Source organism: Flavimobilis sp. BM9 (assembly GCF_058313055.1).
On sequence record NZ_JBZEMO010000001.1, the window covers coordinates 600,480 to 614,375 of the forward strand.

Here is a 13,896-nt window from a genome sequence, read left to right on the forward strand (position 1 = left end):
AAGCGGACCGCGGAGGGTAACCTTGACTCTCGTGGCCACCACCGACTTCTCCGCCGAGATCAGCGCCCTCCGGGCGACCCTGAGCACGATCAGTGCCGTGAGCGACCCTGAGGCGCTCCGCGCACGCATCGAGGACCTGTCGCAGCAGGCGACCGCCCCCGACCTGTGGGACGACACCGACAAGGCGCAGAAGGTGACGACCGCGCTGTCCCAGGCGCAGAACGAGCTCGAGCGCATCACCTCGATGGAGTCGCGCATCGACGACCTCGAGGTCCTCGTCGAGATGGCGACCGAGGGCGCGGGCGACGACGACGCGGAGACGCTCGCTGAGGCTGAGGCGGAGCTCCTCACGATCCGCAAGGACCTCGACCAGCTCGAGGTCCGCACCCTGCTGTCGGGCGAGTACGACGCCCGCGAGGCCGTCGTGACGATCCGCGCCGGCGCGGGTGGCGTCGACGCCGCCGACTTCGCCGAGATGCTCATGCGCATGTACCTGCGCTGGGCCGAGCGGCACGGCTACTCGACCGCGGTCCTCGACACGTCCTACGCCGAGGAGGCAGGCCTCAAGTCCGCGACGTTCGAGGTCAAGGCTCCCTACGCATTCGGGCACCTGTCCGTCGAGGCCGGCACGCACCGCCTCGTGCGCATCTCGCCGTTCGACAACCAGGGCCGCCGCCAGACGTCGTTCGCCGCCGTCGAGGTCATCCCGCTCATCGAGCAGACCGACTCGATCGACATCCCCGAGAACGAGATCAAGGTCGACGTCTTCCGGTCGTCCGGCCCCGGTGGGCAGTCCGTCAACACGACCGACTCTGCCGTGCGCCTCACGCACATCCCGACGGGCATCGTGGTGTCGATGCAGAACGAGAAGTCGCAGATCCAGAACCGCGCGGCTGCCATGCGCGTCCTCCAGTCGCGCCTCCTCCTCGAGCGTCAGGCTGAGGAGAAGGCCAAGAAGAAGGAGCTCGCCGGGGACATCAAGGCGAGCTGGGGCGACCAGATGCGCTCCTACGTGCTGCAGCCCTACCAGATGGTCAAGGACCTGCGCACCGAGCACGAGGTCGGCAACACGGGCGCCGTGTTCGACGGCGACATCGACGACTTCATCGAGGCCGGCATCCGCTGGCGCCGGTCCAAGCGCGACTGATCCCCGCACGCCGCACGGCCGCCCGGAGCGTCCAGACCGCTCCCAGAGCGCTTCCAGGACGGCGGGCGGCGGCGTGTCCGCCCCCAACTCCGGGACGGGTCTGCCTACGCTCGACGAGGCTCACCGTGGTCTGCGGTCGCGACGCGACCCGCCACGGGGCTGTCGGTCGTCTGGCCGACCGGCACGAAGGAACGGAACCGGCACCCCACGTGATTCGCCTGGAGAACGTCACCAAGATCTACGCACGCGGTGCGCGACCCGCGCTCAGCTCGATCTCTCTCGAGATCGAGCGTGGCGAGTTCGTGTTCCTCGTGGGCGCGTCCGGCTCGGGCAAGTCCACCTTCCTGCGGCTCGCGCTGCGCGAGGAGCGCCCGACGTCGGGCACGATCCTCGTCGCCGGCAAGGACCTCTCGACGCTGTCGAGCTGGAAGGTCCCCGCACTGCGCCGCCAGATCGGCGCCGTCTTCCAGGACTTCCGCCTGCTGCCCAACAAGACGGTCTTCGAGAACGTCGCGTTCGCGCTGCAGGTGATCGGCAAGCCCAAGCACCACATCGAGACCGTCGTCCCTGACGTCCTCGAGATGGTCGGCCTCGGCGGCAAGGAGAAGCGCCGCCCGCACGAGCTCTCCGGCGGTGAGCAGCAGCGCGTCGCGATCGCTCGCGCGTTCGTCAACCGCCCGCCGATCCTGCTGTGCGACGAGCCGACCGGCAACCTCGACCCGACGACCTCCCTGGGGATCATGCGCCTGCTCGACCGCATCAACCGCACCGGCACGACCGTCGTCATGGCGACGCACGACGACGAGATCGTGGACCAGATGCGAAAGCGCGTCATCGAGCTGTCCGCGGGCGAGCTCGTCCGCGACCAGCACCGTGGCGTGTACGGCTCGGCGCGCTGAGGGACGGGATCATGAGACTTCAGTTCATCCTCTCCGAGATCGGCATCGGGCTGCGTCGCAACCTGTCGATGACCATCTCCGTCATCCTCGTCACGTTCGTCTCGCTCACGTTCGTGGGTGCCGCGGGCCTGCTGCAGATGCAGGTGTCCAAGCTCAAGGACGACTGGTACGGCAAGGTCGAGGTCACGGTCCTGCTGTGCCCGAACGGCTCGTCGAAGGTGCAGTGCGCCGCAGGCGAGGCCACGCCCGAGCAGGTGACCGACCTCGAGGCGCTCATCAAGTCGCCCGAGCTCGCCCCGGAGATCCAGGAGGTGTGGTTCGAGACGAAGGAGCAGGCGTTCGAGTCCTTCCAGGAGTACTTCTCCGGTCAGGACTGGGCCGAGGCGATCCGTGCCGAGGACATGCAGGCGTCCTTCCGCATCAAGCTCGTCAATCCCGAGAACTACCAGGTCGTCTCTGACGTCCTGACGGGCCGCCCGGGCGTCGAGAGCGTCGAGGACCAGCGCAAGATCTTCGACTCGCTGTTCCTCGTGCTCAACCGTGCGTCCGTGCTCGCCGTCGGGCTCGCCGCGGTCATGCTGCTGGCTGCGGTGCTGCTCATCACCACCACGATCCGCCTCTCGGCGCTCAGCCGACGGCGTGAGACGGGCATCATGCGGCTCGTCGGCGCGAGCAACCTGTTCATCCAGCTGCCGTTCATGCTCGAGGGTGCGCTGGCCGCAGCGCTCGGTGCGGTGATGGCGGTCGGCGGGCTGTGGCTGGGCGTGAAGTACCTCGTGACCGACTGGCTCGCGGGCGAGGTCTCGTGGGTGCCGCTCGTCGGTGTCGGCGAGGTCTGGACGATCGCCCCGTTGCTGCTCGCCGTCGCGATCATCCTTGCCGCGATCTCCTCCCTGGTGACCCTCAACCGCTACACGAAGGTGTGACATGAGGAACCTGCGTCGTTCTCTTGCCGCCCTGATCGTCGTCGGGCTGGTCGCGGTCGTCGCGCCCGCGCCCGCGGGCGCGGACACGCTCGACGACCTGCGCGAGAAGAAGGAAGCCGCACAGAAGGCGCGGAGCGCCGCCGAGAAGGAGATCGACAACCTCGAGGAGGACCTCGAGGACACGGACGCCGACATGGCAGCCGCATACGTCGAGCTCAAGCGCGTCGAGGCGCTCCTGCCCGTCGCGCAGGCCGAGCTCGACGAGGCCGTCGCGACGCACACGAAGGCGCAGGCCGCGGCCGACGCGCTCGGCGAGCGCCTCGAGGACGCCAAGTCCCAGGAGTCGCTCCTCGTCACCCAGGTCCAGGAGCAGGACGCGGCCGCGACGACGACGCGTGCGTCGATCGCCGAGCTCGCACGTCGCGCGTACCGCGGCGAGGGCCGGGCCGACAGCCTCGGACTCGTGGTCGGCGCGTCGAGCACCGAGGACTTCGTCGACCGCTACACGCTCTCCCAGACCGCCCTGCGTGCCCAGACGAACTCGCTCACGGACCTGCAGCAGGCGGAGGCGACGTCGCGCAACGCGCAGGCCCGGCTCGCCGGGGTCCGCGAGCAGATCGCCTCGCTCAAGACCGAGGCGGACGCCGCGGTCGTCGCCGCGCAGGAGGCTCAGGGCGCGGCCGAGAAGAAGAAGCAGGAGGTTGCGGCCCTCGTCTCGTCCCAGCAGGCACAGCTCGCCAAGATCGAGAACCGCAAGGCGCAGCAGCTCGCGGCGAAGGCGCAGAAGGAAGCCGACGCGAAGGCGCTCGAGAACGAGATCCAGAAGGTCATCGGTCTGACGCAGAAGGAGAAGGCTCGTCTCGCCGCGATCCGCGCGGCGGAGCGCAAGGCTGCGGAGGAAGCTGCGAAGAAGGCGGCTGAGGACGCGAAGAAGAACGGCAGCAAGCCGCCGACGTCACTTCCCGGCAACGACCCGCCGTCCAGCTCGAAGTTCCTCGCCTACCCGGTGAAGAACGTGCACATCACGTCGCGGTACGGCTACCGCATGCACCCCGTGCTCGGGTATCTCCGCCTGCACGCGGGCACCGACTTCCGCGCATACTGCGGCACGCCGATCTACGCGTCTGCTGCGGGCACAGTGCAGTGGGCGCGCTACGTGTCGGGCTTCGGCAACCAGGTCCTCATCAACCACGGGACCGTGGCCGGTGCGAACCTCATGACGAGCTACAACCACTTCTCGAAGTTCGCCGTGGCGACGGGCCAGCGCGTCTCCAAGGGACAGCTCGTCGGATACTCCGGCACGACGGGCACGAGCACCGCCTGCCACCTGCACTTCGAGGTCTACGTCAACGGGTCCACCGTCAACCCCATGTCGATGCTCTGAACCGATAATCGCTCGGGAGACCAGGCTCTCGCCGGGTATCCTGGATGGTCGCGGCCGATCGGCGCCGCAGCACGACTCATCCCGGAGGAGGGACGATGGTGAAGGGCAAGCTGTACCAGATCCCTGACGGCTCCAAGAAGAGCCACCGGCCCGACGCCGGGCGGGTGCCGGTCAAGCAGATGATCGCGCAGAACAAGAAGGCGCGTCACGACTACGTGATCGAGGACGTCTACGAGGCGGGCATCGTCCTGTCCGGCACGGAGGTCAAGGCGCTGCGCGCAGGCCGGGCGTCGCTCGTCGACGGCTATGTCGCCGTCGACCGGGGTGAGGCGTGGCTCGAGAACGCGCACATCTCCGAGTACGCCCAGGGCACGTGGACCAACCACGCGCCGCGTCGCAAGCGCAAGCTTCTGCTGCACAAGAACGAGATCGTCCGGCTCGGCAACGACGTGCAGGCCAAGGGCCACACGATCGTCCCGCTGTCGATCTACTTCCTCGACGGCCGTGCCAAGGTCGAGATCGCGCTCGCGCGCGGCAAGAAGGAGTACGACAAGCGGCAGACGCTGCGCGAGCGTCAGGACAACCTCGAGGCGCAGCGCGCCATGCGTCACCGCGAGATGAGCTGACACCTTGCGCGACGGCCCGGCTCGTCCGGGCAGGTCCGACGTCGGGTGGAGCGTGTCCGGTGCCACCACAAAAAGCAGTGCGGACCCCGACGAGGGTGCTCTAGACTGGTCTTGCTTGTCAGGCTCACCCCTCGGGGTGGCGCCCACGGGCGTTGCTTGACAACTGCACAGGGGGTGATCGGTTTCGACGGTGGTCGTGCTTCGAGGAGAAGCGGGCCGAGGATGCAGACTTATCTCGTTAACGATGTCTGCAAACCAATAGGTGCCGATTCCAAGCGCACCGACTTCGCCCTCGCCGCCTGAGCGAGCCCCGAAGTCCGTCAGCCCGGGCTAGCTTCCGTCCCGGTTCCTGGCGTCATCTAGGAAGCCACTGCTCACGTCGCTCGTCATCGGCGGCGTGGGGACTCTCAGATGACTGGGCCTGTCAGCAGCATGTCTGCATGAGAGCTGGGGCCGAGAAAATCCACTAGCAGACTGCGCCCGGAGAAGTCCTGGATACGCGTCACCGGACCGGGGTTCGATTCCCCGCACCTCCACCCCTGCACGACGAAGGGCCCCGCCGCTGGCGGGGCCCTTCGTCGTACCCGCCACCTTCGCGGCCGATCGCCCGCCAGCACACGTGACGTGTGCGCCTGGACGATCGGTGGGGGACGAGGTCGGGGACGAGGGCGACGGCGGCGAGGACCAGGGCCAGGACGAGAGCGAGGGGCCGGGCTGGGGCGCGGCGCCCGGGCTCAGGGTGTCGTCTCGCCCGGCGGGCGACCCCGTCGGGGGAGTGGGCCCGCGCCCCGGGGGGAGCGTCCAGCGCGGTCGAGAGCGTCGCGCAGGATCACCTCGATCTGGGCGTTGACGCTGCGCAGGTCGTCGGCGGCCCAGTGCGCGACGGCGTCGTGCACGGCCGGGTCGAGGCGGAGCAGCACCTGCTTGCGCGCCGCACGAGCGGGGCGTGCCCCGCCCGCGCTGCTGCGGGTGTTCTCGTCGTGCGGGGTGCGGGGCGCGGGCTCGCCCGAGGAGGGCGGGGCACCGTCGGTGCCGCGCCCTGCCGGGGTGGTCGCGTCGTCGTGCACGTGTCAGCTGTAGAGGCTGCCGGTGTTGACGATCGGGGTCGCGCGCGAGTCGCCGCACAGGACGACGAGCAGGTTGGACACCATGGCGGCGCGGCGCTCGTCGTCGAGCGCGACGATCGAGTCGCGCTCGAGGCGTTCGAGCGCGGTCTCGACCATGCCGACCGCTCCCTCGACGATCTTCTCGCGCGCCGCGATGATCGCGCCGGCCTGCTGGCGCTGGAGCATCGCCTGGGCGATCTCGGGGGCGTAGGCGAGGTGCGAGATGCGCGCCTCGATGATCTCGACGCCGGCGAGCGCGACGCGCTCGGCGACCTCGTGGGCGAGCTCGGCGGAGACCTGGTCGGTGGATCCGCGCAGGGTGGCCTCGCCGTCGTCGGCGTTGTCGTAGGGGTGCGTCGTCGCGACGTGCCGGAGCGCGGCCTCGGACTGGACGCGGACGAAGTTGGCGTAGTCCTCGACGGCGAACGTCGCGCGGGCGGTGTCGGCGACCTGCCAGACGACGATGGCGCCGATGTTGACGGGGTTGCCGTCGGCGTCGTTGACCTTGAGCTCGCTCGTCTCGAAGTTGCGGACGCGCACGGAGACGGTCTTGCGGGAGGAGAGCAGGGGCGTCAGGACGAGTCCGGTGCGGCGGACGGTGCCGATGTAGCGGCCGAAGAACTGCACGACCTTGGTCTGGCCGGGGTTGACGATCGTGAGGGCGCTGTAGGCGAGGACCGACACGATGGACAGGATCGAGCCGGCGACGGCGAGGAGGGCCTTGAGGGCGACCGGGTCGACGAGCTCGATCCCGACGAAGGCTCCGGCCGCGAGGGCGAGGAGCAGGGTGGCGCCTCCGAGCGCGGCCCATCCGTTGCGCATGGTGACGGTGCGCTCGTCGATCTCGACGCGGACGCCGTCATGTCCGACGGGGACGGTGCTGGGGGTGCCTCCGACGGACTGGTCTGCCTCGCTCATGGTCTGCCTCTCCTCGTGCTCGTTGGTAGCAAAGTGATATCACTTTTCTAGCCTCGAGCGCCAGGGGGAGGTCAGGCGAGGGAGAGGAAGAGCTTCTCGAGGCGCTCTTGGTCCGACACCGACGGGTCGTCGGCGACGAGGCACTCGCGCATGCCGCCGGCGATGAGCGCGAAGCCGGCGCGGTCGAGCGCCTTGCTGACGGCTGCGACCTGAGTGAGGACGTCCTCGCACTCCCGGCCCTCCTCGAGCATCTTGATGATGCCGGCGATCTGGCCGTGCGCGCGCTTGAGCCGGGTGGTGACGGCCTGGGTGGTCTCGGGTGGGAGCTTCATGTGGACAGCATACCCCCGGGGGTGTATCGTGGCGAACATCAGGTACCCCAGGGGGTATCTTCCGACGAGAAACCAGGAGCAACACATGTGCCGACCGGTGGCATGCAAGAAGTGCGGCAAGACGACCTGGGCGGGCTGCGGCCAGCACGTCGACTCCGTCATGGCGTCCGTGCCCAAGTCCGAGCAGTGCCGCTGCGTTGACGAGCCGCAGACCTCGGTCGGCGCGCAGCAGAAGTCCGGCGGCTGGTTCTCCGGCCTCTTCGGCCGCTGACGAGGCGCGCCATGAGCAACCCGCAGGCCGTACCCCGCACGATCGTCATCGGCGGCGTCGCCGCCGGCATGTCCGCCGCCACCCGGCTGCGCAGGCTCGACGAGGACCGCGAGATCGTCGTCCTCGAGCGCGGCGAGCACGTCTCGTTCGCGAACTGCGGGCTGCCGTACCACGTCGGTGGCGTCATCGAGGACCGTGAGGCCCTCCTGCTGCAGACGCCCGCGTCGCTCGGAGCACGCTTCCGCCTCGACGTGCGCACCGGGCACGACGTCGTCGCGATCGACCGCGACGCCCGCACCGTGACCGCCCGGCTCCGGTCCGGCGAGGAGGTCGAGCTCGGCTACGACTCGCTCGTCATCGCGACGGGCGCCTCCCCGATCCGCCCCACGCTCCCGGGCGCCGAGCGGGCGCACGTGCTGCGCGACGTCGCCGACGTCGACCGCATCGTCGCGGCAGTCGCCGCAGGACCGCGCACCGCCGCGATCGTGGGTGCGGGCTTCATCGGCGTCGAGCTCGCCGAGAACCTCGCGCTGCGTGGTCTCGACGTCACGGTCGTCGAGCTCGCGGACCAGGTCCTGCCGCCGCTCGACGTCGAGATGGCCGCGCTCGTGCGCGCCCGCCTCGAGGAGAACGGCGTCACGGTGCGCACCGGCGCTGCGGCGACGAGCGTCACCGAGACCGACCTCGTGCTCGACGACGGCTCGACCGTCCGGGCGGACCTGCTCGTCATGGCCGTCGGCGTCTCGCCCGAGTCACGTCTCGCCCGCGAGGCGGGGCTCGAGACGGGAGAGCGCGGCGCTGTCGTCGTCGACGAGCAGCAGCGCACGAGCGACCCTGCGATCTTCGCCGTCGGCGACGTCGCGGTGAAGCGCGACGCGATCGGTGGCGGCGACGCGTTCGTCCCGCTCGCACAGACCGCCAACCGTCACGGCCGCCTCGTCGCGGACGCGATCACCGGCCGTCCGGTGCGGTCCCAGCCGGTCCTCGGCACGGCGATCGTCGGGGTGTTCGGACTGACCGCCGCCTCCACTGGGTGGAGCGAGCGCCGTGCACGCGCGGCAGGTCGGTACGTCCGTGTCATCCACACGCACCCGAGCGACCACGCCGGCTACTACCCGGGAGCGCGCCCGATGGCGCTCAAGCTCGTCGTCGACGCCGCGACGGACGAGATCCTGGGTGCGCAGGGTGTCGGCGAGGCGGGCGTCGACAAGCGGATCGACGTCGTCGCGACGGCGATCCGCAGCGGGCTGCACGCGAGCGACCTCGCCGACCTCGAGCTTGCCTACGCGCCGCAGTTCGGCTCCGCGAAGGACCCGGTCAACATGCTCGGCATGATCGCGGAGAACCTCGCGTCCGGCCTGACGCGATCGGTCCAGTGGCACGAGCTCGACGCCGTCCTCGCGGCGGGTGCGACGCTCGTCGACGTCCGGACCCCGGCCGAGCACGAGCGCGAGTCGATCCCCGGCGCGGTCAACATCCCGCTCGACGAGCTGCGCGAGCGGCACGGCGAGATCGGGGAGGGGCCGGTCGTGGTGCACTGCGCCGTCGGGCAGCGCGGTCACAGCGCCGCACGGCTGCTCGCGCAGCTCGGGCACGACGACGTCCGCAACCTCGACGGCGGCATCCGTACCTGGAGCACGGCGACGCGGTAGCGCGCACGGCTGCGCCGTAGCGCGGAGCCAGGCCGACGCAGCACGACGCGGGCGCCCGCACCTCACCGGTGCGGGCGCCCGCGTCGTCGTGCGATGTCGCCGTCGCGGGTCGCCGTCGCGGGTCGTCGCCGCGGGCGTCGTCGCGCGACGGCGGCGCCGCGCTGACGGGTCAGCGGCGTCCGCGGTCCAGCTTCATCGCCGCGAGGACGAGGTCGTGGATGTCGGTGTTGTCGCGGACGTCGCGCATGCGGGCCGCGCCCGGGCCCTCAGCGGTGGCCGGGGTCGCGGCGCCCGTGTGGCCGCTGGTCGTCCAGTCGACGTAGAACTCCTGGTCCGTCCCGTAGAGGGTGATGGGCCCGTCCTCGGCCTGCTCGCCGTCGCCCGACTCGTCGTCGTCGGGGTTCTCGATCGCGAGGCCGCCGGTCTCGTGGTCGCCCGCGACGACGACGAGCGTGTTGCCGTCCTTCTTCGCGAAGTCACGTGCGAGCGCGACCGTCCGGTCGAGCGCACGGCCCGCCTCGATCATGAGCGTCGCGTTGCCGTGGTGCGCCATCTCGTCGATGCCCTCCTCCTCGATGACGAGGAAGAAGCCCTGCTTGTCCTTCTTGAGCACGTCGAGGGCCTTGGTGGCCATGGTCGGCAGCGGCACGGACGGGTCGTAGATGGCGTCGGGTCCCTCGTTGTGGTGCTCGAACATCTCCTCGTTGGCGAAGAGCCCGAGGAGCTTGCCGCCCTGGTGGACCTTGGCGGCGGCGAGGGTGTCGGCGTCGGTCACGTACTCGTACCCGAGCGTCTTGGCGCGCTCGACCAGGTTGCCCTTCGTGCCCTTCGACTGCTCGCTCGGGTCGGTGGGCGGGTTGTCCGGCCACGCACCTTCTTCGTCCGCGGGGTACCACCAGTCCTCGCCGCCGCCGAGGATGACGTCTGGCTGGGTGACCTCGAGGAACTGGCGGGCGATCTCGCTCTGGTCGCTGCGGTCCGCGACGTGCGACCCGAAGGAGGCGGGCGTCGCGTCGGTGACCTGGGAGGTGGTGACGAGCCCGGTCGCCTTGCCAGACTTCTTGGCTCGCTCGAGCAGGCTCGTGACGGGCTTGCCGTCGACGTCGACGCCGACGGCGCCGTTGTAGGAGCGGACCCCGGTCGCGAACGCGGTCGCGCCGGCCGCGGAGTCGGTGACGACGTCCTCGGGATCCGCCGGGTCTGTGTGGGCCCAGCCGTGGTACGGCATCTGGTCCATCTCGAGCTCCGCGTCGCGTCCGACGGTCGCGAGCCTGATGAGCTCGCGGTGGGCGATGCCCATGCCGTCGCCGACGATGAAGATGACGTTCTTCGCGCGGGTGTCGTCGCGGTGGTGCTTCTTGTCGTGGCCGTGCCATCCGGAGCCGGAGGCTCCGACGGTCCCGGCGAGCACGAGGGCCAGTGCGGCCCCGGCGACGCGCGATCGTGTGGGTGTGGACCTCATCGCGTTGCCCCTTTCGGCGGGCGGGTGAGCCCGTCGGTCGGGTCCGGCATCCCAGCCGTTTGCCGGCCGCCACGCTGCGGTCGACGGCTCGTGCCGGACCCTGTGACGCTAAGTCCGCGCCGGGAATGCCGCAAACGGTGCATCTCGGGCGCCCGGGGCCCGTGGTGCACGCGGGAGGAGGTGCGCGCCGCCTGGCGCGCACCTCCTCGGGCGGTTCAGCGCGCGACGGCGAAGCCGCCGGTCCACGGGAGCTTCTCGCCGACGGCGAGGGTGAGCTGCAGGAACCCGAGGGCCTCGAGCTCGCGTGCCCGAGAGAGCGCTCCGGCGTCGAGGGCGGAGACGCCGCCCGCGGTGACGGCGCCGATCAGCGCGGCCTTCGCGTCGGTGTCGTCCCCGGCGACGAGGACCGTGGTGGGCAGGCCGCCCACGGTCTTGGCGGAGAGCGTCGCGGCGAAGGTGGTGTTGAACGCCTTGAGGACCTTGGCGCCGGGGATGCGTGCGGCGATCTGCGCGGTCGCGGAGCTGTCGGACGGGACGACGAGGGAGTCGAACGTGCTGAAGTCGAGGGGGTTCGTGATGTCGACGACGACGCGGCCGTCGAGCTGGTCGCCGTATGTCGCGAGGACGTCGTCGACGGCGGGGTAGGGGACGGCGAGGATGGCGATGTCGCCCTGGACGGGGGTGTTCTCGCCGTGGCCGATGTACTGGACCGAGGCGCCGCCGTCGGCGAGCACGCCGCCGATCGCGTGGGCCATGTTGCCGGTGCCGATGATGGTGATCGTGGTCATGAGGAGCTCCTTCGACGGGGGTGGTGCCGAGCGGGCGGCTCGGTTCCATCGACGCTACGCCGCATTGGTTGAAGCGTCAACCAATGCGCTATGATGAGGGCATGAACGACGACAGCACCGTGGTAGCCCCCGACGACAGCCCTTGGCTCAGCCCCGAGCAGCTGTCCGCCTGGGTGCGATTCATCGGCGTCGTCGAGCTCCTGCCCGGCGTCCTCGACTCCCAGCTCCAGCGCGACAGCGGGCTCAGCCACTTCGAGTACTACGTCCTCGCGATCCTCTCCGAGGCCCCGGACCGTACGCTGCGCATGACGGGCCTCGCAGCCCGCACCAACGCGACCCTGCCGCGCCTCTCCCACGTCGTCACCCGCCTCGAGAAGCGCGGGTTCGTCAGCCGCGCCGTCTGCGACGCGGACCGCCGGGCGATGAACGCCCGCCTCACCGACGCAGGCTGGGACGCCGTCGTCGAGGCCGCACCCGGGCACGCGCGCACGGTCCGCTCCCAGGTGTTCGAACCGCTCAGCGACGAGCAGGTCGCCCAGCTCCACACGATCAGCGACCTGATCCTCGGCCGGATCGACCCCGAGGGACGCCGCTCGCTGCCCTACGGACGCTGACGCGTCTTGAGAGAGGCCGCACAGCCCCGAGATCCCACGAATCCGGGGCCCGCGGTGCTACGTTCGGCCCGACGGCGTCCCCGCCGACGACCACCGGCCCCCACCCCAGGACAACCCATGAGCGAGACCGGATACGGCGACTTCGAGTTCGAGCGGCGCTTCTTCGTCCGAGGCCTGCCTGACGCGGTGCGCGACGACCCGACGCCGACGCTCATCGTGCAGTCCTACTTCCTGGCCGTCGACGGCTACGCCATGCGACTGCGCGTCCAGGCGGACGGGATCGTGCTCGACCCGAGCGCCGACCTCGACGCGGTCGACCTCCTCGACGTGCACGCGGACCGCTTCGACTTCTGCGCGCTCACCGTCAAGGGCCCGCAGGTCGGTGGCACGCGGTACGAGGCCGAGCGCGAGATCGACGTCCACGTCGGCATCGAGATGATGCGGCGCGGGGGAGCTCGCATCGTCAAGAACCGCTACTCCGCCTGGCTCGGCGACGACGGCTGGGTCGTCGACGTCTTCGCGGGGCGCAACCGCGGCCTCGTCATCGCCGAGTGCGAGCGCGGTACTCCGGTGACGAACCTCAGCATCCCGTCGTTCTGCGTCACCGAGGTGACCGAGGACCGCCGGTTCGCGAACGAGTCTCTCGCGCACACACCGTTCCCCGCGTGGCAGCACGAGTTCGCGCGCGAGCTCGCCGACCGCGGCCCGACCTTCTCCTCGGGTTTCGGGACGAACACCCTCGCGAGCCCGCTCGCCTGAGCAGGCCTCCAGGCCCCAGCGGGCCTCGCGGCCCTCGGCGGTCAGCCGGCTTCGGCGGTTAGCGGGCCTCGCGACCGCGGAGCTCGTCGATCTGTCGCCGCTCCCGCTTCGTGGGACGCCCGGCGCCTCGCTCGCGCATCGGCGCGAGCGGGACCTCGGTGCGCGGGGGAGGCGGAGGTGTGAGGTCCTGGACGGCCTCGGCCGCGAGCGGCGCGCTCACCCGCTTGGTGAGGACCCGACGTACGACGAGGATGCGTTCGCCCGCGTCCGTGCGGGCGCGCACCTCGTCGCCGACCCGGACGGGCGACGACGGCTTGGCCTTCTCCCCGTTGACGCTCACGTGCCCGGCGCGGCACGCCGCGCCGGCGAGGGAGCGTGTCCGGTAGACGCGCACCGCCCACGTCCAGCTGTCCGCGCGGGCCTTCGCGCCGTCGGGCGCAGGGCTCCCGGGAGGCGGCGACGGGGCTGCGGGGGAGGTCACCCGAGCACTGTACCGACGCCCGGACGGACCGGGTGTGTCGGAGGGGGCATCGTAGACTCGTGCTCATGAGCGAGACCCTCCCCTCCCCGAACGGACCTTCCGCCCCGTCCGGCCCCACGGGCCCCGGCGGGCCGAGCCGCGACGGCGGCGCCACGGGCCTGCTCGAGCGCGTCGAGCAGACGCAGGAGGTCGAGCCGGGGGACCACGAGCGCTTCTCGCACTACGTCCGCAAGGAGAAGATCCTCGCCTCCGCCGTCTCGGGGAACCCCGTGATCGCGCTGTGCGGCAAGGTGTGGGTCCCTGGTCGCGACCCGAACCGCTTCCCGGTGTGCCCCGTGTGCAAGGAGATCTACGAGGGCTTCCGCAAGCCCGAGGACGGCGACGGGAACGACGGCGCCGGCGACTCGGACAAGTGACGGAGGCAGCAGAGCAGCCTGACCTCTTCGCCTCCGCTCTCGAGGACCGCGTCCAGCGGGCTCGCGAACGTTCGGCGGAGCGCGCCCGGGCGACCGTCGGTGGGCCCGCGCCGCG

General features: G+C 70.7%; 16 protein-coding genes and 1 other RNA gene. 11 read left to right on the plus strand and 6 right to left on the minus strand.

Translation table 11 applies throughout. The annotated features are described in order from the left end of the window. The first annotated feature begins 31 nt into the window (after positions 1-31). The 6 genes from prfB (at position 32) to ssrA (ending at position 5,521) form a co-directional block, all read left to right on the plus strand. A complete protein-coding gene (gene prfB / locus AC4F3Q_RS02635; RefSeq protein WP_491038616.1) occupies positions 32-1,147 on the plus strand; it encodes a peptide chain release factor 2 in 1,116 nt (371 codons plus the stop codon). Between the two features lie 209 nt (positions 1,148-1,356). Beyond that, the gene (ftsE, locus tag AC4F3Q_RS02640; protein ID WP_098457306.1) at positions 1,357-2,046 is read left to right on the plus strand and encodes a cell division ATP-binding protein FtsE; all 690 of its coding nucleotides are present in this window, start codon (positions 1,357-1,359) and stop codon (positions 2,044-2,046) included. Positions 2,047-2,057: 11 nt separating this feature from the next. Beyond that, positions 2,058-2,972, plus strand: a complete 915-nt coding sequence (gene ftsX, locus AC4F3Q_RS02645; protein ID WP_168446037.1) for a permease-like cell division protein FtsX — start codon at positions 2,058-2,060, stop codon at positions 2,970-2,972. Between the two features lies 1 nt (position 2,973). Then, on the plus strand, positions 2,974-4,356 hold the full coding sequence (locus AC4F3Q_RS02650) for a peptidoglycan DD-metalloendopeptidase family protein (RefSeq protein WP_491038617.1): 1,383 nt from the start codon (positions 2,974-2,976) through the stop codon (positions 4,354-4,356). A gap of 179 nt (positions 4,357-4,535) precedes the next feature. Further along, the gene (smpB, locus tag AC4F3Q_RS02655) at positions 4,536-4,982 is read left to right on the plus strand and encodes an SsrA-binding protein SmpB (RefSeq protein WP_245854886.1); all 447 of its coding nucleotides are present in this window, start codon (positions 4,536-4,538) and stop codon (positions 4,980-4,982) included. A gap of 170 nt (positions 4,983-5,152) precedes the next feature. Next, positions 5,153-5,521: a transfer-messenger RNA gene (gene ssrA / locus AC4F3Q_RS02660) on the plus strand. Positions 5,522-5,716: 195 nt separating this feature from the next. Here the strand turns inward: ssrA and AC4F3Q_RS02665 are convergent. From AC4F3Q_RS02665 to AC4F3Q_RS02675, 3 genes are all read right to left on the minus strand, one after another. Then, positions 5,717-6,049, minus strand: a complete 333-nt coding sequence (locus tag AC4F3Q_RS02665; protein ID WP_168446035.1) for a type II toxin-antitoxin system antitoxin — start codon at positions 6,047-6,049, stop codon at positions 5,717-5,719. Between the two features lie 3 nt (positions 6,050-6,052). Continuing rightward, positions 6,053-7,006, minus strand: coding sequence for an SPFH domain-containing protein (locus AC4F3Q_RS02670; protein WP_168446034.1), 954 nt, complete (start codon positions 7,004-7,006; stop codon positions 6,053-6,055). Positions 7,007-7,077: 71 nt separating this feature from the next. Beyond that, the gene (locus tag AC4F3Q_RS02675) at positions 7,078-7,338 is read right to left on the minus strand and encodes a metal-sensitive transcriptional regulator (protein ID WP_168446033.1); all 261 of its coding nucleotides are present in this window, start codon (positions 7,336-7,338) and stop codon (positions 7,078-7,080) included. Positions 7,339-7,435: 97 nt separating this feature from the next. Between AC4F3Q_RS02675 and AC4F3Q_RS02680 the strand changes: the two genes are divergently transcribed. Together AC4F3Q_RS02680 and AC4F3Q_RS02685 are read left to right on the plus strand one after the other, a co-directional pair. Then, complete coding sequence (locus AC4F3Q_RS02680; protein ID WP_491038618.1) at positions 7,436-7,609, plus strand: DUF8730 family Cys-rich protein; 174 nt, start codon at positions 7,436-7,438, stop codon at positions 7,607-7,609. Between the two features lie 11 nt (positions 7,610-7,620). Next, the gene (locus tag AC4F3Q_RS02685) at positions 7,621-9,261 is read left to right on the plus strand and encodes an FAD-dependent oxidoreductase (RefSeq protein WP_491038619.1); all 1,641 of its coding nucleotides are present in this window, start codon (positions 7,621-7,623) and stop codon (positions 9,259-9,261) included. A gap of 169 nt (positions 9,262-9,430) precedes the next feature. Here the strand turns inward: AC4F3Q_RS02685 and AC4F3Q_RS02690 are convergent, their stop codons facing one another. Together AC4F3Q_RS02690 and AC4F3Q_RS02695 are read right to left on the minus strand one after the other, a co-directional pair. Further along, positions 9,431-10,723: an alkaline phosphatase gene (locus tag AC4F3Q_RS02690; RefSeq protein WP_491038620.1), complete on the minus strand. Its 1,293-nt coding sequence runs from the start codon at positions 10,721-10,723 to the stop codon at positions 9,431-9,433. Between the two features lie 215 nt (positions 10,724-10,938). Next, positions 10,939-11,511 carry an NADPH-dependent F420 reductase gene (locus tag AC4F3Q_RS02695; protein WP_491038621.1) on the minus strand — a complete coding sequence of 191 codons (573 nt, stop codon included), beginning with the start codon at positions 11,509-11,511 and terminating at the stop codon, positions 10,939-10,941. Positions 11,512-11,612: 101 nt separating this feature from the next. Between AC4F3Q_RS02695 and AC4F3Q_RS02700 the strand changes: the two genes are divergently transcribed. After that, positions 11,613-12,125 (plus strand): MarR family winged helix-turn-helix transcriptional regulator, encoded by a 513-nt coding sequence (locus AC4F3Q_RS02700; RefSeq protein WP_168446028.1) that lies wholly within the window; start codon positions 11,613-11,615, stop codon positions 12,123-12,125. Positions 12,126-12,242: 117 nt separating this feature from the next. Further along, the gene (locus AC4F3Q_RS02705; RefSeq protein WP_491038622.1) at positions 12,243-12,884 is read left to right on the plus strand and encodes a CYTH domain-containing protein; all 642 of its coding nucleotides are present in this window, start codon (positions 12,243-12,245) and stop codon (positions 12,882-12,884) included. Positions 12,885-12,942: 58 nt separating this feature from the next. Here the strand turns inward: AC4F3Q_RS02705 and AC4F3Q_RS02710 are convergent, their stop codons facing one another. Continuing rightward, positions 12,943-13,365, minus strand: coding sequence for an RNA-binding S4 domain-containing protein (locus AC4F3Q_RS02710; RefSeq protein ID WP_168446026.1), 423 nt, complete (start codon positions 13,363-13,365; stop codon positions 12,943-12,945). Positions 13,366-13,430: 65 nt separating this feature from the next. Between AC4F3Q_RS02710 and AC4F3Q_RS02715 the strand changes: the two genes are divergently transcribed. Then, entirely contained in the window at positions 13,431-13,781 is a 351-nt protein-coding gene (locus AC4F3Q_RS02715) for a DUF3039 domain-containing protein (protein WP_168446025.1), read from the plus strand. The last annotated feature ends 115 nt before the right edge of the window (positions 13,782-13,896 follow it).

Coding starts and splice junctions, on each gene's coding strand:
- AC4F3Q_RS02715 (WP_168446025.1), top strand. CDS start 13,431: ATGAGCGAGACCCTCCCCTCCCCGAACGGACCTTCCGCCCCGTCCGGC.
- AC4F3Q_RS02675 (WP_168446033.1), bottom strand. CDS start 7,338: ATGAAGCTCCCACCCGAGACCACCCAGGCCGTCACCACCCGGCTCAAG.
- AC4F3Q_RS02690 (WP_491038620.1), bottom strand. CDS start 10,723: ATGAGGTCCACACCCACACGATCGCGCGTCGCCGGGGCCGCACTGGCC.
- AC4F3Q_RS02685 (WP_491038619.1), top strand. CDS start 7,621: ATGAGCAACCCGCAGGCCGTACCCCGCACGATCGTCATCGGCGGCGTC.
- AC4F3Q_RS02650 (WP_491038617.1), top strand. CDS start 2,974: ATGAGGAACCTGCGTCGTTCTCTTGCCGCCCTGATCGTCGTCGGGCTG.
- ftsX (WP_168446037.1), top strand. CDS start 2,058: ATGAGACTTCAGTTCATCCTCTCCGAGATCGGCATCGGGCTGCGTCGC.
- AC4F3Q_RS02705 (WP_491038622.1), top strand. CDS start 12,243: ATGAGCGAGACCGGATACGGCGACTTCGAGTTCGAGCGGCGCTTCTTC.
- AC4F3Q_RS02700 (WP_168446028.1), top strand. CDS start 11,613: ATGAACGACGACAGCACCGTGGTAGCCCCCGACGACAGCCCTTGGCTC.
- AC4F3Q_RS02670 (WP_168446034.1), bottom strand. CDS start 7,006: ATGAGCGAGGCAGACCAGTCCGTCGGAGGCACCCCCAGCACCGTCCCC.
- AC4F3Q_RS02695 (WP_491038621.1), bottom strand. CDS start 11,511: ATGACCACGATCACCATCATCGGCACCGGCAACATGGCCCACGCGATC.
- smpB (WP_245854886.1), top strand. CDS start 4,536: ATGATCGCGCAGAACAAGAAGGCGCGTCACGACTACGTGATCGAGGAC.